This is a genomic window from Undibacterium sp. Xuan67W, from assembly GCF_049340165.1.
GTDB lineage: Bacteria > Pseudomonadota > Gammaproteobacteria > Burkholderiales > Burkholderiaceae_D > Undibacterium.
In genome coordinates this window covers 1-19,313 of record NZ_JBMPPN010000038.1, presented here as the reverse complement: position 1 = coordinate 19,313, position 19,313 = coordinate 1, and the positions used below count along the sequence as shown (strand labels likewise).

At 44.8% G+C, this 19,313-nt stretch carries 22 protein-coding genes; 11 read left to right on the top strand and 11 right to left on the bottom strand.

Going from position 1 to position 19,313, the window contains the following annotated elements:
• Positions 1-97, top strand: a 97-nt coding sequence (locus ACO0LE_RS19810) for an IS3 family transposase (RefSeq protein ID WP_422958693.1), incomplete at its 5' end; no start/stop codon positions are given.
• Between the two features lie 101 nt (positions 98-198).
• Here ACO0LE_RS19810 and ACO0LE_RS19805 read toward each other — a convergent pair.
• The 4 genes from ACO0LE_RS19805 to ACO0LE_RS19790 are packed head-to-tail and all read right to left on the bottom strand — an operon-like array spanning position 199 to position 3,447.
• On the bottom strand, positions 199-888 hold the full coding sequence (locus ACO0LE_RS19805; protein WP_422962050.1) for a TorF family putative porin: 690 nt from the start codon (positions 886-888) through the stop codon (positions 199-201).
• Positions 889-908: 20 nt separating this feature from the next.
• On the bottom strand, positions 909-2,183 hold the full coding sequence (locus ACO0LE_RS19800) for a S8 family peptidase (protein WP_422962049.1): 1,275 nt from the start codon (positions 2,181-2,183) through the stop codon (positions 909-911).
• Positions 2,180-2,848 carry a hypothetical protein gene (locus tag ACO0LE_RS19795; protein WP_422962048.1) on the bottom strand — a complete coding sequence of 223 codons (669 nt, stop codon included), beginning with the start codon at positions 2,846-2,848 and terminating at the stop codon, positions 2,180-2,182. Before ACO0LE_RS19795 ends, ACO0LE_RS19800 begins: the two co-directional genes overlap by 4 nt.
• Positions 2,848-3,447 carry an RNA polymerase sigma factor gene (locus tag ACO0LE_RS19790; protein WP_422962047.1) on the bottom strand — a complete coding sequence of 200 codons (600 nt, stop codon included), beginning with the start codon at positions 3,445-3,447 and terminating at the stop codon, positions 2,848-2,850. Before ACO0LE_RS19790 ends, ACO0LE_RS19795 begins: the two co-directional genes overlap by 1 nt.
• Positions 3,448-3,874: 427 nt before the next feature.
• On the opposite strand from ACO0LE_RS19790, the gene ACO0LE_RS19785 reads away from it, so the two are divergent.
• From ACO0LE_RS19785 to dsbD, 5 genes are all read left to right on the top strand, one after another.
• Positions 3,875-4,378 carry a TlpA family protein disulfide reductase gene (locus ACO0LE_RS19785; protein ID WP_422962046.1) on the top strand — a complete coding sequence of 168 codons (504 nt, stop codon included), beginning with the start codon at positions 3,875-3,877 and terminating at the stop codon, positions 4,376-4,378.
• Positions 4,375-4,614 carry a DUF4266 domain-containing protein gene (locus ACO0LE_RS19780; protein WP_422962045.1) on the top strand — a complete coding sequence of 80 codons (240 nt, stop codon included), beginning with the start codon at positions 4,375-4,377 and terminating at the stop codon, positions 4,612-4,614. Before ACO0LE_RS19785 ends, ACO0LE_RS19780 begins: the two co-directional genes overlap by 4 nt.
• Positions 4,605-5,810, top strand: coding sequence for a DUF3570 domain-containing protein (locus ACO0LE_RS19775; protein WP_422962044.1), 1,206 nt, complete (start codon positions 4,605-4,607; stop codon positions 5,808-5,810). Before ACO0LE_RS19780 ends, ACO0LE_RS19775 begins: the two co-directional genes overlap by 10 nt.
• Positions 5,810-6,700 carry an FAD:protein FMN transferase gene (locus ACO0LE_RS19770; RefSeq protein WP_422962043.1) on the top strand — a complete coding sequence of 297 codons (891 nt, stop codon included), beginning with the start codon at positions 5,810-5,812 and terminating at the stop codon, positions 6,698-6,700. The genes ACO0LE_RS19775 and ACO0LE_RS19770 overlap by 1 nt, the downstream gene beginning before the upstream one ends.
• 144 nt (positions 6,701-6,844) lie before the next feature.
• Positions 6,845-8,698: a protein-disulfide reductase DsbD gene (dsbD, locus tag ACO0LE_RS19765; protein ID WP_422962042.1), complete on the top strand. Its 1,854-nt coding sequence runs from the start codon at positions 6,845-6,847 to the stop codon at positions 8,696-8,698.
• Between the two features lie 514 nt (positions 8,699-9,212).
• Here dsbD and ACO0LE_RS19760 read toward each other — a convergent pair.
• Positions 9,213-9,860 (bottom strand): NADPH-dependent F420 reductase, encoded by a 648-nt coding sequence (locus ACO0LE_RS19760; protein ID WP_422962041.1) that lies wholly within the window; start codon positions 9,858-9,860, stop codon positions 9,213-9,215.
• A gap of 122 nt (positions 9,861-9,982) precedes the next feature.
• On the opposite strand from ACO0LE_RS19760, the gene ACO0LE_RS19755 reads away from it, so the two are divergent.
• Positions 9,983-10,906 (top strand): LysR substrate-binding domain-containing protein, encoded by a 924-nt coding sequence (locus tag ACO0LE_RS19755; protein WP_422962040.1) that lies wholly within the window; start codon positions 9,983-9,985, stop codon positions 10,904-10,906.
• A gap of 294 nt (positions 10,907-11,200) precedes the next feature.
• Here the strand turns inward: ACO0LE_RS19755 and ACO0LE_RS19750 are convergent, their stop codons facing one another.
• The 6 genes from ACO0LE_RS19750 to ACO0LE_RS19725 all read right to left on the bottom strand — a co-directional run bounded on the left by ACO0LE_RS19750 (position 11,201) and on the right by ACO0LE_RS19725 (position 15,323).
• Complete coding sequence (locus tag ACO0LE_RS19750) at positions 11,201-11,788, bottom strand: dihydrodipicolinate reductase C-terminal domain-containing protein (protein ID WP_422962039.1); 588 nt, start codon at positions 11,786-11,788, stop codon at positions 11,201-11,203.
• A 505-nt stretch (positions 11,789-12,293) separates the two neighbouring features.
• Positions 12,294-12,554 (bottom strand): hypothetical protein, encoded by a 261-nt coding sequence (locus tag ACO0LE_RS19745; RefSeq protein ID WP_422962038.1) that lies wholly within the window; start codon positions 12,552-12,554, stop codon positions 12,294-12,296.
• 199 nt (positions 12,555-12,753) lie between these two features.
• Positions 12,754-13,143: a nuclear transport factor 2 family protein gene (locus tag ACO0LE_RS19740; RefSeq protein WP_422962037.1), complete on the bottom strand. Its 390-nt coding sequence runs from the start codon at positions 13,141-13,143 to the stop codon at positions 12,754-12,756.
• 93 nt (positions 13,144-13,236) lie between these two features.
• Entirely contained in the window at positions 13,237-13,872 is a 636-nt protein-coding gene (locus tag ACO0LE_RS19735; protein WP_422962036.1) for a DsbA family protein, read from the bottom strand.
• Positions 13,873-13,883: 11 nt separating this feature from the next.
• Positions 13,884-14,372 carry a GlcG/HbpS family heme-binding protein gene (locus ACO0LE_RS19730; protein WP_422962035.1) on the bottom strand — a complete coding sequence of 163 codons (489 nt, stop codon included), beginning with the start codon at positions 14,370-14,372 and terminating at the stop codon, positions 13,884-13,886.
• Positions 14,373-14,456: 84 nt separating this feature from the next.
• On the bottom strand, positions 14,457-15,323 hold the full coding sequence (locus ACO0LE_RS19725; RefSeq protein ID WP_422962034.1) for an MBL fold metallo-hydrolase: 867 nt from the start codon (positions 15,321-15,323) through the stop codon (positions 14,457-14,459).
• 122 nt (positions 15,324-15,445) lie between these two features.
• Here ACO0LE_RS19725 and ACO0LE_RS19720 point away from each other — a divergent pair, with 122 nt between their 5' ends.
• The 4 genes from ACO0LE_RS19720 to ACO0LE_RS19705 all read left to right on the top strand — a co-directional run bounded on the left by ACO0LE_RS19720 (position 15,446) and on the right by ACO0LE_RS19705 (position 19,219).
• Positions 15,446-16,336: a LysR family transcriptional regulator gene (locus ACO0LE_RS19720; protein ID WP_422962033.1), complete on the top strand. Its 891-nt coding sequence runs from the start codon at positions 15,446-15,448 to the stop codon at positions 16,334-16,336.
• A gap of 411 nt (positions 16,337-16,747) precedes the next feature.
• Positions 16,748-17,770 (top strand): MBL fold metallo-hydrolase, encoded by a 1,023-nt coding sequence (locus tag ACO0LE_RS19715; protein ID WP_422962032.1) that lies wholly within the window; start codon positions 16,748-16,750, stop codon positions 17,768-17,770.
• Between the two features lie 91 nt (positions 17,771-17,861).
• Positions 17,862-18,467 (top strand): glutathione transferase GstA, encoded by a 606-nt coding sequence (gstA, locus tag ACO0LE_RS19710; protein WP_422962031.1) that lies wholly within the window; start codon positions 17,862-17,864, stop codon positions 18,465-18,467.
• A gap of 158 nt (positions 18,468-18,625) precedes the next feature.
• On the top strand, positions 18,626-19,219 hold the full coding sequence (locus ACO0LE_RS19705; RefSeq protein ID WP_422962030.1) for a hypothetical protein: 594 nt from the start codon (positions 18,626-18,628) through the stop codon (positions 19,217-19,219).
• Positions 19,220-19,313 lie beyond the last annotated feature (94 nt).

Sequence of the window (19,313 nt, the reverse complement as noted above, 5' to 3'; positions counted from 1 at the left end):
TGATTACATCGAAGTGTTCTACAATCGCAAACGGCGACATAGTCATTTGAATCAGATGAGTCCCCTAGCTTTCGAGCAACAACAATTTGGAAGTTAAGAGTTGTCTACGAAATTAGGGGAAGTCCAGGGCTCGATTTATTCAGAGTGTTTTATTTTTAATAAAATTTACAATCATCTACTAGGATTTTGATCATCCATTTAGAACAAGTAATTTGCATTAATCACAAAGTTGGTATGGGCTTGATTGCCGTAACTTGAGTTTCTGCTGCTATTTTTTCCCGTAATATTCCATGCCAATTGCAGTTTCCAAGCAGCGAAATTTGTTCCAAACCCAATTCGTGCATCAGGTCTGTTGATTGCGGTATAGGTTGTTGCCGCGGATAGTGACCTAAGCAAACCTATGTGGAAGAATATGTCCAGATACGTCCGAATCTGACGGTCACCATTGACTTCAATATATGCAGTTTTGACACTCTGTCCAATATAGTCGGGTGACCAATAAATTCGGGCATTCAGATTATCAATCGTTATACCAGCAAAGATTTCTGCATAATTAAAATTGCTTACTTTAGGAAATAGTGAGTTTGTGGCACCAAGTTCCCAAACAACACCTGATTCCATACGTTGAGAATATCCGCCATAAAAAAGTAACTGATCTTCTCCATTATTTTGATTATTGATTTTAACTTTAGATGCAAATCCACCCAAATACCATCCTTGAGGATCATCGTAAACCAAGTTTACTTGTGGTACTGGTTTGTTATTACTAAGAGATATTCCACGATATAAATAGTCTGAAACAACAGCGACACTTCCACTCACTTGAGCATATGCAGTGCTCAAGAGAAGATAGCTGGAAAATAAAACCGTTAGAAAAATTTTATACAATACGGTACCTAGCTTAAGTCTTATTTATGCGTGGCAGCTGTTGTGGATGTAGACGTTTCCAGGCATGAACATGCGCACTGATTTGTAATTCGGCGAACAGTCGCGCATAAATTGACGTACCCCCCCAATTGAGGGTCTTGATTTACCGAATCTACTACAAGATATTTTCGAACCTGTGAGGGTGTTGCCGTAGGTCTCAACTCACTAATCAACGCCATCATGCCTGATATATGCGCTGCTGAATAGGAGGAGCCGGAAACAAAATTCCAGCGAGAACCAGGTTCTGTCGTTGGAATATCACGACCTGGTGCGATCAAAACTGTATTATTCAACAAGGAGGATTTTTCATCAGAAACAGCAAAAACTCCTGGATGTGACGCCGGAAATCCCCCGTCGATACGATGGTGATCAATAGCGCCTACAATTTTTATGTTACGAGCTAGTGCCACATCCAAAAGCTGTCGAAGTAGTCGGTCTGTTGGTCCAGATAGACTGAGATTAATCACATGTGCTCCCTGTGTTACAGCAAAATTGATGGCCTTTCCTAGAGTAAAACTATTGCAATTTATCGCAGTAGATGATTCCTGCCAACAAGCTCGCAAAGCCATAATGTGTGCGTCTGGTGCTACGCCTTCGATACCAACACCGTTCCCAGCACGGGCTGCGATAACACCCGCGATTCCTGTTCCATGTGTTTCAGCGGTATATGGATTTCCATCAACAAAATTTTCTTTTAATAAGACTTGCCCGTTTAAATCAGGGTGAGTCACGTCAACACCGCTATCAATTACGGCTACCAATACTTTTCGCCCAGTTGTAATCTTTCGTATTTCAGCTAATTGCCAATATTTAGTTCCAGGTTGCACAGGGAAAAACGGATCGTTCGTCGCTTGACCATGAAACGTGTTGATGGGTTGAACCCAAGCAACACGCACATCCTTAGATAGATTGTCTAAGGCCTGCTTTTTTATCGTTAAGCTGGATTCCTCCATTACGTAGCAATCCACATTGAGTGCAGGCATTGGCCAGTCATCTATCAGTTTTAAACCATATGTTTCTGCGAGCTCTTCAGCAATGCGACGTCGAGCGTTACGGCCGATATCATTGCTATAGTTGCCAGCATAGCTGGTATCCGGGCGAAAATGTGGTGGTGGCAGGTGTAACATGACGAGAATTCGATGGGGACCATCGCGCTCATCGCGGGAGATATGTTCTTTATCTTCATCTGCCATCGCATCATGACTGCCTGTAGCCATGACACAAGAAAACAGCAATAGATACATCATAAATCTCATTGTGCTTCGCCTTGATAATAAAGAGACTCTACCAGTTCAATTGCAGGTTCAGCCCGTAATTCCTTCACACTAGAGATCAATTTTTCCTCCGGCACATTGAGTACATACGCATTGGTAACAGTAGGGCCATCAATGATTCTTGCATCGTTGATACTCATGATGCGTTGAACTTCTTTTACAGTTGTTTCGGGTTTAAATACGACCACGACATTACCTGATGATTTTCCTGTAGCACCTTGCAAACGATAACCGGAATATTTCTCTTCTTGCAGCCCAAGGTGAGTCAGAAGTCCTGCAATAACTACCGCTTGAATCGCAAGAGCCCACGACATCTTTGTATTGACGCTAGCCCCTATGTGAGAAAAAAACGTAGTCAATTTGTTGAAGATATTGTTTCTCTTAATATTGATCTGAGAATTAGATCCAAGCCTAGGTAGCACGCGAGCGAAGGCTCGTTCGATATCAGCTGACGTAGGCGCCAGAGCCTCGCTGGTTTGTAACTTGAGTAAAAAATTCACATCATTCATACAGTGGTTACACGACTGTACGTGTTTTTTTACAAAATCCATTTCTTCATCTACAAGAGTTTGTGCGACAAACCATGGTAATAGCTCTTGCGTTATCTCATGCGCGGTTACGTATTCGTTGGTTGTGTTCTCATTCATTATGTTTCCTCCTTGCTGCCGGAAAGCATGATTCTTAATCGTTGTCGCGCATGGAACATCCTGGTTTTCACGGTATTGACCGGGCATTCCATTGTCTCCGCAATTTCTTTATATCCCATCTCGTGATAGTACGTAAGACTAACAACAACACGTTGCTCTAACGGTAAAGTGTGAAGTGCACGACTGACATCGTTTTGTAATTGTGTATTAGATAGTGAATATTCAGGTTCGTACTTAAAGTCACCTTCGTGGCTCTCGAAATCTGAATCAACGGGTTCATCCAATGCATTTATGGCCTTTAATGCTTGGCGATAGGCGATTGCAAATATCCATGTCGACACTTTTGATGTATGGTTAAACGTATGTGCTTTTTGCCAGACAACTAGCATCGTATCGTTCACAATTTCTTCGATAAGTTGCGTATTGCGAGTCATCTTATCAAGGAAGCGCGCTAGCCTTGAAAAATAGGTTCGATACAAAACCTCAAACGCAGAGCGATCTTCTTTTGCAATTAAAGAAATTAGTTGGACTTCACGTATTTCTATATCACTCGATCGACTCAGATCAGATTTTTCACTTGCCCCCATTTTCTTAAACATCCCAACACTCTCCTAGATGTGACGTTAATACTCATTTGTCTTGAATTGGTTCAAATCAAAGAAAAAAACTTCAATAGCCAAAAAAGATTTCAAATACCTAACTGATTTTGAGACTGATATTTTATTTTTCATATCACGGAGCTGAAATAACTAATGGGTATTTGCTGTTTTGCAAGCGTATCTACAATCAAAATCCATTTGATATTGAACCATTTTCACTCGTTTTTGTATTCACTGTCTGAAAACACAAAGATCGTTCATTGCATTGTATTTTTTGTGCGATTCAATTTTTTGCAAAAAATTTTGAGAGTGTGATTTTATTTATATCTCACCCATGGAAAAAATTGAAAACAATGATTCCTTTTTTTAATTGATTCTATTTTTCAACTACTGCTATTTCGGCACAGAATTTACGATGAAACTATCCATGAATAAAAAATCTTTATACAAAAGCCTCTCTATCTGTGCAGGGCTCTTATTGGCATCGCATGTATGGGCCATCGAGAAAAACAATGTTGCTCCATCATTTGAGCTCAATGGCACTGACGGTGTAATCAAACTGGCTAAATACCAGGGCAAATTAATTTACCTCGATTTTTGGGCTTCATGGTGCGGTCCTTGTAAACAATCTTTTCCGTGGATGAATGAATTGCAAGCGAAATATGGCGCCCAAGGGCTACAGGTTATCGGCATAAATCTTGATGTTAAAAATGAAGATGCACGCCAATTTCTCGCTATTATGCCCGCACATTTTCCAATTGCATTTGATCCTTCTGGAGTAACTCCGCGAATTTATGGCATTAAGGGGATGCCAAGCAGCGTGCTGATTAGTCAAGAGGGGAAGGTTCTGTTTGAACATGCTGGTTTCAAAGATTCAGATAAACCAGAGCTCGAAGGAAAAATTAAGTCTTTATTAGAAGGTAAAAAATGAAAAGTATATTAAAGAAAATTACATACTTCACGGCACTCAGCTTTGTCTTATTGATGAATTCTGCTTGTTCCATGGTGAAGACGGTTAATCCATGGGAAAAGGGGACTCTTGCCAGGGCTGAAATGACCTTTGAAAACGACAAGCTTGATGCTAAATATGCTGAACATATTTATTCTAGCCGCGAAGCAGCTTCTGGTGGTGCCGGTGTGGGCGGCGGCGGTTGTGGTTGCAATTAAACAAAAAAATTAATATGACAATGATGACTTCGCCTACTTTAGTTTCACTTTTTTCTGAAACGCCTCCTTTACCTGAGCCCTGTATGGTTGGTATGGCATTGCTGACTGCCGCTTTGATATTACCCGGCATGGGCTATGCCGAAACAGCGCCTGAACATGCGACTATCAGCCTCAAATATTTACATTACGAAGACAGCCAGCCGGGGCTAAAACGCATTACAGCAAATTCTCCCTCAATTTCACTGATGACACCGGTTGCAGGCGAATGGTCATTAGAGGGAAGCTTAACGTCAGACGCTGTCTCCGGCGCCTCTCCCCGATTTCATACGGCAGTCTCAGGGGCGTCCCGGATGAATGATCAGCGCACAGCTGGTGATTTTTCTGTTACCCGTTTTTTTTCTCGCGGTAGTTTAGCGATTGGCTCTGCCTATTCGACAGAGCATGATTACGAGTCTCGCGCACTATCTGTTACAGGCAGTTATTCAAGTGAAAACAAGAACACTACCTTGACGGCAGGTTTGGGTGGCAGTAATGACCGAATCAATCCGACAAACAAGATCGTTGTGAACGAAACTAAGAAGACGATTAATGTATTGATTGGTCTTACCCAAATTTTCTCAGCTCAAGATATAGCTCAATTTACGTTAACACATAGCCGGGGTGATGGATACTTTTCTGATCCATATAAAACATTCGATAACCGTCCAAGAAATCGTAATCAAACGACTTTTTTAACCCGTTGGAATCACCATTTTGCAGAAACCAGCGGTACCAGCAGGCTGAACTATCGCTATTATCAGGACAGTTATGACGTTAGGGCACACACGTTAGCAGGAGAATATGTGCAACCACTGCAACATGGATGGACAATCACGCCGTTAGTCCGCTTATACACGCAGAGTGCCGCCAGCTTTTACTTTGATCCGGTGTACGACGCGCAGTTAGGAGCACCTTTTCCACCGGGTTATGTATTTGGATCCAACAAACCTATGTCGGCAGATCAACGTCTTTCAGGCTTTGGTGCGATTACGGTTGGCTTGAAAATAGCAAAACAATTAACCCGTGACTGGATCGTGGACATGAAAGTTGAGGCCTACGAACAGCGCGGAGAGTGGGGGTTATTTCATCAGGGTAGTCCCGGATTGGCACCGCTTCGGGCGAAAAGTATACAAATGGGAATCACAAAGCAATGGTAATGCCTGTTTTTGACGTGGCATTTGACGCTATGAGTAGCCGATGTGAAATTCGATTGGCTGCCATTGACGAGCTGGCAGCCAATCAGATTGCCCAGTCTGCGATAAAAGAAATAAAGCGCATTGAGTACAAATATTCACGTTATCGAGCGGATAGCGTCGTTACGCATATTAATGCGGCAGCGGGTAAAAAATGGATGCAATGCGACGAAGAAACCTTGGCGTTATTTTCTTACGCAAATGATATTTACCTACTTAGCGATGGGCTATTTGATATTACTTCTGGAATATTACGGAACGCGTGGAATTTTCGTTCTACTGAGATACCAAAGGCGGATGTAATTAGTGCGTTGATAAAGCGGATCGGCTGGGGAAAAGTCAAGCAAGAGCGGCAAAGTATTTATTTGCCAGAGGTCGGAATGGAGGTTGATTTTGGTGGTTTCGGCAAAGAATACGCTGCTGACCGGGCAGCAGGGATCCTGATTAAGCAAGGAGTGAAACATGGTTACGTTAACTTAGGGGGGGACATGCGTTTTATTGGACCTCAGCCAGACGAGCAACCGTGGTTAATTGGCATTCAAGATCCACGAGATGCTCATCGCACAGTTGCTACTTTGCCTGTTAGTAGAGGAGCGTTAGCAACTAGTGGTGACTACGAAAGATTTTTTGAATTAGATGGCAAGAGATATTGCCATATTTTAGATCCTCGTTCAGGCATGCCTGTTTCTCATTGGCGTTCAGTCAGCGTTTTGGCGCCGCTGGCAATTGCCGCCGGTAGTTGTACAACGATTGCTATGCTAAAGCAGGAGAAAGGTTTGGAATTTTTGGAAGATTCAAAAATGAGCTATTTGGCGATTGATCAGCAGGGGAAAATATTTTCGCGAAATACCTAGCCATCTTGTCTGCCAATCAAAGATATCCATGAAGAAAAGAAAATGTCGATGACCAAATAGCAGAAATGAGCATGCCCACATTGAGAGTGATACATCTTTCACGAGAAATAGTTTAATGAGATTTCGAAAAATTCGGAGAGCTTTATGAAACAAAATGTTTTACAAAAATGGGCTGCTTCGCTCATTGTTTTTTTTGTGTTCGGGTCATTGGTTGAAGTAGCCACCGCAGATGATTTTCTGGAGCCAGAGCAGGCTTTTCAGTTGGAATCTGAGTTGCGGGATGCGAAAACCTTAGTCCTGTCTTGGACCATTGCCGCAAATTATCACCTTTATCGTGAACGTTTAAGTTTTAATGCTGTTGAATCAAACAACCTATTGGGTGAGATCAAATTACCAGATGGAATTCGTAAGTTTGACAACAACTTCAACAAAGAAGTGGAAACTTACCAAGATCGGTTGGTCGTTGAATTGCCAATCACGAAGACTGATCGTGTCTTCAGTCTTAAAATTGGCTATCAAGGTTGTGCAGATGCTGGTTTATGTTATTCGCCGATTGAAAAAACGTATCTTGTTGATGTCACAAAAATTGGAAAACTGTTGCCGACCACAGCAGACCAGGTAATAACTCAAGCGTCACCTACGACATTGACAGACGTGACAAGCAAATCAGAAACGAAGGAAGATGACACCTCTCTCGCCCAACGTACATTGCAGAGTGGCAGCGTGTGGCGGATTGGTCTCGCATTTCTAGTATTCGGCTTGCTCTTGTCGTTTACGCCCTGTGTATTACCCATGGTACCTATTTTGTCTTCCATCATTGTCGGGGAGGGGACTGTTTCTCGGAGCCGTGGATTTTTACTTGCGCTTTCGTATTGTCTTGGTATGGCACTTGTCTATACATCGTTGGGTGTAGCCGCTGGCTTAGCTGGAGAGGGCTTGGCAGGCGCTTTACAAAAGCCATGGGTTTTATTGACTTTCGGAGCGTTACTTTTCGGGTTGGCATTATCGATGTTTGATGTCTATCAGCTGCAACTGCCCGGCAGTTTGCAAAGTCGTTTAAGTCAAACAAGCGGTAATTTAAGCGGCGGTAGATTCTTTGGTGTTTTTTTCATGGGTTCGCTCTCTGCATTAATTGTTGGCCCTTGTGTTGCGGGGCCATTAGCGGGCGCTTTGCTTTACATTAGCCAGACACGTAATGTATGGACCGGCGGATGGGCATTATTCTCTATGGCAGCGGGCATGAGCGTGCCTTTATTATTGACAGGTATCTCTGCCGGAAGTCTTTTGCCACGTGCGGGTATTTGGATGAATCAGGTAAAAAAAATCTTTGGATTACTCTTAATTGCAGTTGCAATCTGGATGATTTCACCGGTATTTTCTGTTGTCGTAGTTATGGCAGTCTGGGGCGGGTTTTCAATCTTGTGCGCAGTCATGCTGGACGTTTTTAAGAGCATACCAACTGGTGCCAGAATGCGAACATATGTAGCTAAAACCCTGGGAATCACATTCTTATTTTTTGGCGTATTTGAATTAATTGGTGCAGCAAGCGCAGGCAAAGATGTGCTGCAGCCTCTGTCACATTTACGCGTTACTAGCCCGCCAACCTTACAAGAAGCCTCTTCATCTGTTAATCAGGCAGAGGTTAAATTTAAGCGTATTCATAATATTGAAGAACTTGACGCGACGCTAGCATCCACAAAAACACCCGTCATGCTTGATTTTTACGCAGACTGGTGCGTTTCCTGTAAAGAAATGGAACGCTTCACTTTTACGGAATCAAAAGTTACCGATCAATTAAAGCAAGTACACCTTTTACAAGTTGATGTAACCGCAAACAGTGATGCCGATAGGGCGTTGATGAAACGCTTTAGCTTATTTGGTCCACCAGGCATTATTTTGTTTAATGCAGAAGGCAAAGAGATTCCGCAAAGTCGAATCATTGGTTACCTATCACCGGAGAAGTTCGTTCAGCACATATCACAACACTTCGCGCTCTGATTGGTTATGCACTCCATCGACACGCTACCGCACCAGTCCGACACAGCGGTGATCTTGTAAGTGTTCAAAATTTTGATCGCGCTGCTACGTCGGCGCGACAAAAGCGCTTTAAAGAGCAATAGCTCGGCGGATGAACGCGTTTTTTGCGGCGTGGTTAATGGCCTCCACAACTACACGTCCTGCTGACGTTGGGAGTAACTTTGAACAAGTGGCGGCAGTCTACTCGCTTATCGGTACCGCAAAACTAACAGGCTTAGACTCAGAAGCGTCGTTATAACAAATGCCGAAGTATAGCGCCGATCATCCCGTCAACCGAGTTGATGAATTCTGCCCCCACAGCTTCAGCAAAGATGCAGTCTTCGAAGATTACGCCGCTGCTAAGCGCGTCGATGTAGTCATAGATCAAATTACTTATGTAAGTAAGACGACTATAGCCGTGTGTATCCCTTAAATACGCCGCTTTGCCCACCCAGCAGTTGCTGATACTTTCTACTGGATGGGACTCTAATCTTGATTAGATACGAATGAAGTTATGCGTCGACAACGGACCAAAGGGCAATGAAGCGAGTGGTCCGCCGACATCGAGTATGCCAAGATCAACCGGGAAGAAGCCGGCAGCTTCCATGACCTCGCGCACCGCTGCCTTTGCTTCAGTATCGTCACCAGAATAGAACAATACACGCTTGCCACCGGCTACCTCTGGCTCCGTCAATACATTCACGTCGTTATGGTTGAATGCCTTGACGACGCGTGCACTAGGAACCAATTGCTGGATGATTTGACTCGAGTGCTTTCCACCAAGATTGACTGGCTTGATCCCATAGGCGGCGAGCGGATTGCTTGGGTCGTTCGCGTCTGGGGATGTTGTAGGATCGAAGAACTCCACTGGGTTAGTACCGTCAATCACGATGCGACCGTTCCACGCTGGCAGACTGCCCAGCACTTTTTCCGCATCAACCCAGCGAACTGCGACCAGCACCATGTCGGCACTTGCGGCCTCTTGTACTGTGCCAGCTTTGATGGACGGCCCTAGCTCTTTGACCAGATCAGTCAGCGAAGCCGGTCCACGGCTATTGGATATGGTGGCCGAGATACCTTTTTTTGCGAGAATACGTGCGAAGTTGGAGCCGAGGGCGCCTGATCCAATGATGCCAATAGTCATGATAATTCCTTTAGAGTTAAGTCAATAAATTGTTTGACGAGTTGAATTTTAGTGCCTAACAATTTATAGCGTTAGTAGTAATCCGCTATAATCTGTTTCAATTATTACTTGAAGATGAAATTGTGGAAACGCTCGCCAATCTCGAATCCTTTGTCCGTAGTGCCGATTGCGGTAGCTTCTCTGCTGCAGCGCGTTTGCTGGGCTTGACGCCAGCCGCTGTGAGCCGAAACGTTGCGCTTCTGGAACGCAACCTTGGCGTGCGACTCTTCCTGCGCAATACGCGTGGGCTGACTCTCACTGAAGCGGGTGAACGTTTTCAGCAATCAGTTCAGAGTGGTCTCGACAGCATCCAGGGAGCAATTGCTGACATCAAGGTCAATGCCGGACAACCGGCGGGCGTGTTGAAACTGAGTGCTGCGCCAGGATTTGGCATGGATTATCTGTTGCCTCTTATGCCGGTGTTTCTCGAACGTTATCCTAGGGTGACTCCTGATTGGGTTTTTGATAGCCGTCCGCTTGACCTGATCGCGGGCGGTTTTGATGCAGCGATCGGCGCTGGCTTTGAGTTACCTCCCGGGATGGTGGCGCGGGAACTTGCGCAAATCCATTTGATTGCGGTGGCGTCACCCGCCTTATTACAGGGCAAGCGCCGCCCCAGAGATCCATCCGGACTTGCCGAATTCCCCAGTATTGTGTTGCGCTCCCCATTAACTGGCCGTATTCGCACGCAGGTCATGCGCAATAACGCGGGCCTCGAAGTCACGGCAAAACAGCAAGCGGTAATGCTCGTTAACGATCCGGATGCACTCAGTCGCGCCGTAGTGCTTGGCCTTGGCGTCGGATTGATACCAGTTCCCCACGCCGCTCCGCATCTGGCGAGTGGTACGCTGGTGCGGTTACTACCAAACTGGTATGGTGACGTGGGGGCAATCTCATTGTATTTCACCAGTCAGAAGCTGTTGCCGGCGAAGACGCGCGCCTTTGTCGATTTTGTTGTCGATGCATTTAGGATGCAGAAGCTACCGCAAATTCTCTCTGCCAAGTAGCGCACTATTAATATCGGGAGGTCCTAACATTATAGCTAGTCGTCCAGATTAAGCAGTTTCTTGAGTTTATTTTTATCGTCGTATTCGATTTATACGTCAGGTATTCTTTACGTCGCATCAAAAAATTAATTCAGACGAACCATTTTTCTCTTATCCGGCCATTATTACGGATAATCCGGAATAATATTTGGAAGCCAACCTGTTGTCACTTCGGTGACGCTTAACACTCAATGTAGCGTCGGCTTGATCGTCTATTTTTTCTAGAGCTCAAAGGTTACGGTTTATGATCTAGCTTTAAATCCAACCATTGTCGATGAACTCAGTAATTGCGTAAATGCGATTTACAAGCGAGCGTCCCCGAACTGCACCGATGATTTGTTGCACTCCGCTAGCATAAGGAGCTTCACCATAAATCCTTGTTTCCATCAAGATTGAGCAGGGGCCGTCCTGGATCGTGATTCGATGGAAAGCATGTCGAGCTAGGTACTCGTGTGGAATATTGAGCTCATTCGACTGTTTGGACGGAATGCGTACAGAAACGATTGATCGTTCTTCAACATCAAGAGATTGTGCCAACTGAACCGCCGTGCCTGGAACAGAAGTCTTTGATGCTTGATGTGACTCTGTTATTTCTGTTTCATAGCTCTTGAACATGGCTGCGGAGCGTTCAAGCATGCACATGAACTTGAGCATTAGGATATTTGTGTCTGGGCACAACAATATCGGAAAATTTGGAAGAGATCCCACCATTGATGAACCAGTCGATAGTTCGACAAGAACCGATGCGGTACCCGAACAGAACTCAGAAATGGTATCGATTTCTCGACCAGATCCAGCATGAACTACGATGCTCTTGCAGTTTTTTTCGGGGGCGCCTTCCATTGTGATATGGATAGGCCTTCTTGAGATACTAGCCTCTCGAGTAACTCTGAGGCGAGCTTCCCTTTGCCCGCAATGTAGACCTGCATTTGTCGTTCTTTCTTATTTAGTAGATAAATCCATACGGCTGTTGTTGTGATGCTTCTATAAGGGCATCACTTCAAAAAAGGCGAAAAAAAACGCCTAACATGGCAGCTCGTCCTACTATCCTGGCGAGGCATGTCCTTCGACTTAATAGTAATGAAGTCATTTTGTTTGATGATATGAGTAGTTTTGAAAGACAGCTTTATCCATCGAACTACACCTAGGATGTTGTACATACGGTGAATGTAGCTAAGCTATCTTATTTTTCAGGATTCTAAAACATAAAGAAAGCTCGCCTCAAAGTACAATTTAGCCCCTATCATTTACTTTTTTTGTCGGTGTATGATGATCTATCTATATTGATTTGATCAGATGGTTACGTGGACAATCGACATGAATTTATTAGTATTTCTTTGAGCTTACATTAACCAAGACTGCTATGGTCATGATCAACCCGCAACTGTAACTCGAAATCCGTCAACTCTTCATCCAACGTTCCTCTGGTACGAAAATTTTTATTGGCTTTGCCATACCAATACTCTGCATCTTCTAAGTCTCCCTCTTGAATATGCAGAATGCCATGCAGCCATGCGCCCAACGGCGATTCGTCACTTTGCACGAGATTGTGTGCCTCTATCCACCGTCCCGAGCGCATGTGGCTAAGGACGTTATGAAGTAGGTTCATGAAAGGCTCCTTCTTACACGTTGAGCATAAAACAATTTAGAATCCATAAAAATATTTTCATAAATTCCAGGACCACGTCTTGGTGCATACACATCCTATGCACGACCACTCAAAATCTACATTATTGACGTAAGTGTTCCCATTACGATCGAGTAGGGCGGTTAAATTTATCGGCAATATACCAATCTACGTTGTGGCATCACCGCATAGCCTGCGCTACCAGTAAAGTATCGGTAAACTGCTCAAATTGCACAATTTTCCCCTCCTTAAACCGCCAAATATGTGTGACTCGTGCCTGCATGGATTTGCCTGTTTTTTTGTAAATACCAGAATACTGGCCTATGCCAATAATGCACTCTCCAGCATCAATAATTTCTGTTAATTCAAATCGATAGTCTGACCATTCTCTGCCGAGCGCCGTGAATACGTGTTCCACGACTTGCCCAGGACCGACCCAAGTACCTGCACAAGGGAAGCCAGCCATTTCTGTCCATTGCACATCTGGCGCAACGTCTGCCATCATGGTTGCAATGTCTTGGCGTGCTGACGCCGAATAGTGATCAGAGATGATACTCAAGTTGGTGCGCATATTCTGGACTCATTTCGCTTATAAAAAATTAAAAAATGCTAGATTGATAGAGCGTATTTATGCATGAAATAAAAGACATCAATCGGGTACTTGTCACTTGCTTATTAAGCCTAAAATACGTTCAACATTACTGAACAATGCCGCGCTAGATAATAACCGGCTACCTTTCTCATTCGTCACCACAATATTGGGAACTCCCGTAATGCCGTAGGTATGCAACAGATGCTGTGAGTGCGATAGCCGAGCGCCATTAACTAGACGCAGTTCCGTGTCGCCAATGGCCAGACGCATTGCTGCAGCAACTAAGCCCATGTCATTCAGCAATTTTTTAACTACAATCACGTCTGTGATGTCTTGTCCGTGCACATAACGTGCCTCTTGCAGGACTTTCAGCGTTTCCAGCTCGCGCTGTGGGTCAGTCATCGACACAACTGTTAGTGCTAGCGTTGCAATTTCCGAATCGAAGCTGCTACCATGATTGCCCAACACCTGCGTACGATATTTGTCGGTAAAGCGTTGGCCTGTCCTTTCTTTAATTCGCATGTCATTTGACCACGCGAATTCAGCAAATCCCGCATCCATGAGACGCCCATTGCTGCCAGCAAACAAGCCAGTTGGTGCGAGCTTCAATGTCACCCCGTCTTGATTGCTTAATTGTTGAATTACAGGCGATGCGCCATAGCACCAGCCACACAGAGGATCAAATAAATAAGTAAGTGTCGTGACCATGTTGTAATTTCCTATGGTTGCAAGCTTTTAGCGCCGGCATTGGCAACGGCACCGTCATCTGATGGCGTTGCGCCACTAGCGCCAATTGCGCCAATGATTTTCTGGTTGGCGATCAATGGCACTCCACCTTCAACGGGGAATGCACCGGGTATACCGAGCAGATTAATTTTGTTGTTATTTAAAATTTGATCCTCAAGAGCTTTCGTGGGCGCTTTGATTCCGTTGGCTGCTTTGGCTTTTCCTATCGCCGCATCCACAGTCCCAATTGGTGCTTGATTCGAGCGCTCCAAATAAATCAAGTTACCGCCAGAGTCGACCACAGCGATCGTCAATTCAAGGTGTTTTTTGTGCATCTCCGTCGACGCTGCTTGGGCGACTTTTTTGGCAAGCTCTAGGCTGATCGGTGCTCCATAAGCGATGGTTTCGGCGTGAGTACTGCAGCAATTGATAGTCAGTGCAACAAGGACCAATTGCATCAAAGTTTGTTTAATAACGGTCATAGAAATTCTCTCGCATAGTTACAAATTAATACTGCGCCCGAAAACTTTTCGGGCGCATTGAAATGGTCTAATGCTCTTATAGCGTTACCACTTCATTTCGCCTTTGTTGACCTTAGCGCCAATATCCAAGGACATCCCACCATCCGTCACCATTGGGTAGGACTGTTTCATTGAGTTAATCAGTTCTGCCCCGTCCTTGCTGGACGCTAGATTTTTCTCGAAAGTCTGCAGGTACTCCTTTGTGAATGCGATCGAACTGGCGTCCACCTTAGTGCCAGCACTCATGTGACCAGGCACTACTAGCTCAGGCTTCAGCGCCGACATGTCATCTAATTGTGCTATCCAGGCTGCACGTTCGGCGGCTGTCTGAGTATCTGCGGTCCAGACATGCATATGGCCGAATACACCAATGTTGCCGACGATCGCTTTTATCGAAGGAATCCATGCATAAGGGCGATGCGCGAGAATGCCACTGGTACCGCGGATTTCAATAGTTTGACCTTCGATCTTCAGAGTATTGCCTTGCAACGCACGGGGTGTGATTGGTTTGCGTGGTGCATTTGCCCCCATTTTTGGTCCCCAGAATGCAAGCTTACCTGCCATCTTAGCCGACAACTTCTCTAGGACCGCCGGGGTAGTCACCACGTCGGCCTGTGGGAAAAAGTCTTTCAATGTTTCCACTCCAAAGTAGTAGTCAGGATCAGCCTGGCTGACATAGATGGTGGTCAGTTGCTTGCCGCTATCCAGCACGTTAGCCGCGATTCGCAGTGCATCTGCGCGAGTGAAGCCTGCATCAATCACGATGGCTTCTTTTTCTCCATAAACAAGCGTGGAGTTGACATTAAAACTCGTGCCTTCAGCGTTATAAATCTTAACAGTGAGTGGTTGTGCCGCTTGAGCAGTACTCAGGGAAATGGCAAGCGAGGCAGCGATTACGGTAGTACGAATCATAGTGAACTCCTATTGGCTAGTTAAAAGAAACGCCTAGTAGCGTTGGATAGCACTATAGTTGCTAAAATCGATCAGATAAATACTATAATTCAGGCATAACTGTTTCATATTTCGAGTAAATCATGGATAGATTGACTGCAATGCAAGTATTTGTTGAGGTTGCAAATAGCGGTAGCTTTAGTGCAACGGCTGAAAAGCTTGAGATGTCGCGTGCCATGGTGACGCGCTATGTAGGCGAGATGGAGCGATGGTTGGACGCACGTCTATTACAGCGCACCACACGCAGCGTCACGCTGACGGACGCTGGCGAGAACTGTTTGCGTCGCAGCCAGCAAATGTTGGCGTTAATGGAAAACGTAGAAGAGGAAACCAGTGGTCACGACGGTGAGTTGCGCGGACAGTTACGTATCACTTGCAGTGTCTCGTTTGCCTATGCGCAGATTGCTGCAGCCGTAGTTGATTTTTTAAAGCTGTATCCTCAGCTCAAAATAGACCTCAACGCCAGCGAAGGCACACTAAATTTGGTGGAGGCACGCATCGATCTGGCCATTCGCATCAGCGCTGCACCTGATCCGCTCCTGATTGGGCGAAAGTTGGCACCATGTGCCTCGGTGTTGGTCGCGTCGCCCGCCTATCTTGCTGCCAATGGCAGGCCTACAATACCTGCAGACCTACAGACGCATCGCTGTTTGAGTTATGCCAACTTCTGTAAAAGCGTATGGAAACTCAGCCGCGGTGAAGAGCAGGCCCAAGTAAGTTTAACTAACTACTTCAGTGCCAACGAGGCTACAGCCTTGCTGCGTGCCACTTTGGCTGGAGGCGGAGTGGCCTTACAGCCTACCTACTTAGCAAATCCGCATTTGAATGACGGCAGTTTGCAAGCTTTGCTTCCTGACTGGACGCTACCAGAGATGACCGTTTACGCTTTGTACCCATCACGCAAACACTTGTCTCCAGCGGTGAGGGCACTATTGGATTTTCTTGCGGAGCGATTTTCAACTGTGCCATGGTAGTCAAAATACAATCAGTGAGACATTTGTCGTTGTTACCATCGCAGCTAGTTGTGCGGTGAAAGAATGCGCATACCAGCCCAGCACCTAGAACTTTATACAGTGCGACCGTTCGCTGACGGACTAACAGCATCCAATAGAAATTTAGTAATTTTAAATAGTGTCTTGCGAAGAGTTTAGTACTGAATGAATCCAATGCGTTGTGTAGAGAAGTTGTCTGAGCTTTACGAACATTTATGTATGTATCTATCAATATTGTGCCTTCTTGTGCGCTTGAAATTAATCTCTATCATTGCGTTACAAACTAAATGTTCGTAAATTTAATTGGAGTGCCGCTAAGTTTAAATCGGTGCAACTGGCTCTCCGACTTATAGCAGAATTTCAACGAATTATTGATATAACAAGGAAGTTTTAATGAGCTCTATTTCTGAAGCCCGCACATCCTCAAATGGCAACTCCATCACACACCTACTGTCCCGAATATTAAAAACGTTAGTAGTAGGTTCACTGTCGCTCTCCGTACTCACTTCTTACGCTGCAGCTCCTCAGCTCAGGACACAAGTCCCGGGTTGGTATCGCATCATGGTAGGTGATTTCGAAGTAACCGCACTCAATGACGGATATACAGATATGAAACCCGAGCAAATGCTGAGGCATACTCGGCCAGATGAAATCGAGCGCGGGATGGATCGGGCATTTCAACAAGGTTCAACGATACAAACATCGGTCAACGCTTTTTTAGTTAACACTGGTTCGCAACTGATACTTATTGACACGGGGGCAAAAGGATTAGTGCCAACGGTTGGGCACCTTCAGGAGAATTTGAGTAAGGCAGGATATAGCCCAACGCAAGTAGATTTAGTGTTGATAACGCACATGCATGTCGATCACATCATGGGCCTCATTGACGCCAAAGGAAAGCCAGCTTTTCCAAATGCGCAAGTCATGGTAACAATACCGGAGGCAGGATATTGGTTAAGTGATGTGGTCAAGGCACAGTTTCCGAAAGAATTACAGCTATTTTTCGAGATGGCCAAGTCCGCTGCAACACCTGTCCAAGCCGCCGGGCGCTGGAAAACCTTTGCGCCAAACGCGGAAATTGCACCCGGCGTTAAGGCAGTCGCTACTGGGCATACGCCAGGTCACAGCAGTTTTATGTTTGAGTCCAATGGGCAGAAGATGTTGGTCAAGGGTGACATGATACATGTCGGCTCAATTCAATTTTCTCATCCAGAAGTTGGATTTGCTTATGACACCGATAGCGTAACTGCAATTGCCTCGCGCAAAGAATGGTTTGATCGTGCCTCCAAAGAGAGATTTTTGCTCGCAGGTGCGCACATTGTATTTCCCGGTTTAGGCCACATCAGGTCTGAGGGACATGGTTACGAGTGGGTGCCCGTTGATTACTCTCCAATCCGTGGGGAGGTCAAAAATTAAAAATATATTCTTTAATGTTCTCAAGTAACGATCAAGTGGTCGTACTTCAACTCACGAATAAGTCGCAATCACAAACAACGAAAGAACCCCGATGAAACTTTATTATTCCCCAGCTGCTTGCTCACTTGCCGCACACATCGCACTACGAGAAGCCGGCTTATCCGTAGATCTGATCAGTGTGGATCTAGCAACTCATAAGCTGGCAGACGGCACAGATTACTATACGATCAACCCCAAGGGGCCAGTGCCGTTATTAGAATTGGGAAATGGAGATTTCGTGAGTGAGGTCGCCGTCATTCTGCAGTACATCGCTGATCAGGTTCCTGAAAAGAATTTGGCCCCCGCTCACGGAACAATGAACCGGTTACGGCTACAAGAAACTCTGAATTTCATTGCGACAGAAATTCATAAAGGTAGCGGTATTTTCTTTAATCCTCACGCAAATGATGAAATAAAAACGTTCTACCGCCAGAAACTTCGGAACCTATACAGCATTATTGACCAACAGTTAGCGACATCTGGTTGGCTGATTGGAGATCAATTCAGTGTTGCAGACGCCTATCTTTTTGTAATGATCAATTTAGCCAAATTTATCCATCTAGACCTAACAGAACTAGTTGCTATTTCAGCCTTCACTAGTCGCATGCAAGAACGCCCCAGTGTACTGGCCGCCCTCAAAGCTGAAGGTTTAGCGTGACAAATAATAAAGTGGATGCTTTATTAAAACAGCCCAACCAATCGGATAAAAAAAGAAAAAATAACAACGCACATTTTATCATCTGAAAAAATGCGCATTTGTATTCTGAATTTATTCATAAAGTAATTTTATTAAATTGATTTACTTGGAGTACTTGTATGTCTAAGCATAGTAGAGATCAAATGATTTTTGGAGCAACCCTAGTGAACAGATTTCCACGATCATTATGGTATTCGACGTTCGTTTTGGTCGTGTTTCTTATTGTTATGAACGGTATTAATCTTCCGAATATCATCGCTGCCAAGGCTGGTTATACGGGATCCATTCCCATGTTCACTTTGGACGTATTGCCTGGGTATTCTCCGGCTTACCTTGCCGAAGTTTTAGGTGCATATGGAGAACAAGGGCGACGTGCTTATGCAACAAGCCTTATGACACTGGATATGCTATTCCCAATTTCTTATGGGATTTTCTTTGCTCTCTTTGTCCGTAGAGTTTACAAGAATCTGACTCTTGCAGTCGGCCTAGTGAATATGATGATAGCAATGCCACTGCTTTCAATGGTATTAGATTGGATAGAAAATTCGACTTTTGTTTACCTGATAAGTTTATATCCAATACAACCCGTTGAGGTCGCACATTTTGTCAGCGCTATAACAACGATAAAGATAAGTCTTTATATCCTTACTATTATTTCTTTGGTGTTTGGTTTAGTGTTTATGAACTTCCCAGCTTTCACTATACAGATTTAAGCCTCATAATCTAGTTCAAAGAAGAGGTGCTTATGTCTGGCAAACGATTTACTGAAGAATTTAAAAAAGAAGCGATTAAGCAGGTAACGGAACG

Excerpts from the sequence above, each read along its gene's own strand:
- ACO0LE_RS19800 (WP_422962049.1), bottom strand. The coding sequence starts at position 2,183 with ATGAGATTTATGATGTATCTATTGCTGTTTTCTTGTGTCATGGCTACA.
- ACO0LE_RS19795 (WP_422962048.1), bottom strand. The coding sequence starts at position 2,848 with ATGAATGAGAACACAACCAACGAATACGTAACCGCGCATGAGATAACG.
- ACO0LE_RS19790 (WP_422962047.1), bottom strand. The coding sequence starts at position 3,447 with ATGTTTAAGAAAATGGGGGCAAGTGAAAAATCTGATCTGAGTCGATCG.
- ACO0LE_RS19785 (WP_422962046.1), top strand. The coding sequence starts at position 3,875 with ATGAATAAAAAATCTTTATACAAAAGCCTCTCTATCTGTGCAGGGCTC.
- ACO0LE_RS19780 (WP_422962045.1), top strand. The coding sequence starts at position 4,375 with ATGAAAAGTATATTAAAGAAAATTACATACTTCACGGCACTCAGCTTT.
- ACO0LE_RS19770 (WP_422962043.1), top strand. The coding sequence starts at position 5,810 with ATGCCTGTTTTTGACGTGGCATTTGACGCTATGAGTAGCCGATGTGAA.
- dsbD (WP_422962042.1), top strand. The coding sequence starts at position 6,845 with ATGAAACAAAATGTTTTACAAAAATGGGCTGCTTCGCTCATTGTTTTT.
- ACO0LE_RS19760 (WP_422962041.1), bottom strand. The coding sequence starts at position 9,860 with ATGACTATTGGCATCATTGGATCAGGCGCCCTCGGCTCCAACTTCGCA.
- ACO0LE_RS19750 (WP_422962039.1), bottom strand. The coding sequence starts at position 11,788 with ATGGAAGGCGCCCCCGAAAAAAACTGCAAGAGCATCGTAGTTCATGCT.
- ACO0LE_RS19745 (WP_422962038.1), bottom strand. The coding sequence starts at position 12,554 with ATGAACCTACTTCATAACGTCCTTAGCCACATGCGCTCGGGACGGTGG.
- ACO0LE_RS19740 (WP_422962037.1), bottom strand. The coding sequence starts at position 13,143 with ATGCGCACCAACTTGAGTATCATCTCTGATCACTATTCGGCGTCAGCA.
- ACO0LE_RS19735 (WP_422962036.1), bottom strand. The coding sequence starts at position 13,872 with ATGGTCACGACACTTACTTATTTATTTGATCCTCTGTGTGGCTGGTGC.
- ACO0LE_RS19730 (WP_422962035.1), bottom strand. The coding sequence starts at position 14,372 with ATGACCGTTATTAAACAAACTTTGATGCAATTGGTCCTTGTTGCACTG.
- ACO0LE_RS19725 (WP_422962034.1), bottom strand. The coding sequence starts at position 15,323 with ATGATTCGTACTACCGTAATCGCTGCCTCGCTTGCCATTTCCCTGAGT.
- ACO0LE_RS19720 (WP_422962033.1), top strand. The coding sequence starts at position 15,446 with ATGGATAGATTGACTGCAATGCAAGTATTTGTTGAGGTTGCAAATAGC.
- ACO0LE_RS19715 (WP_422962032.1), top strand. The coding sequence starts at position 16,748 with ATGAGCTCTATTTCTGAAGCCCGCACATCCTCAAATGGCAACTCCATC.
- gstA (WP_422962031.1), top strand. The coding sequence starts at position 17,862 with ATGAAACTTTATTATTCCCCAGCTGCTTGCTCACTTGCCGCACACATC.
- ACO0LE_RS19705 (WP_422962030.1), top strand. The coding sequence starts at position 18,626 with ATGTCTAAGCATAGTAGAGATCAAATGATTTTTGGAGCAACCCTAGTG.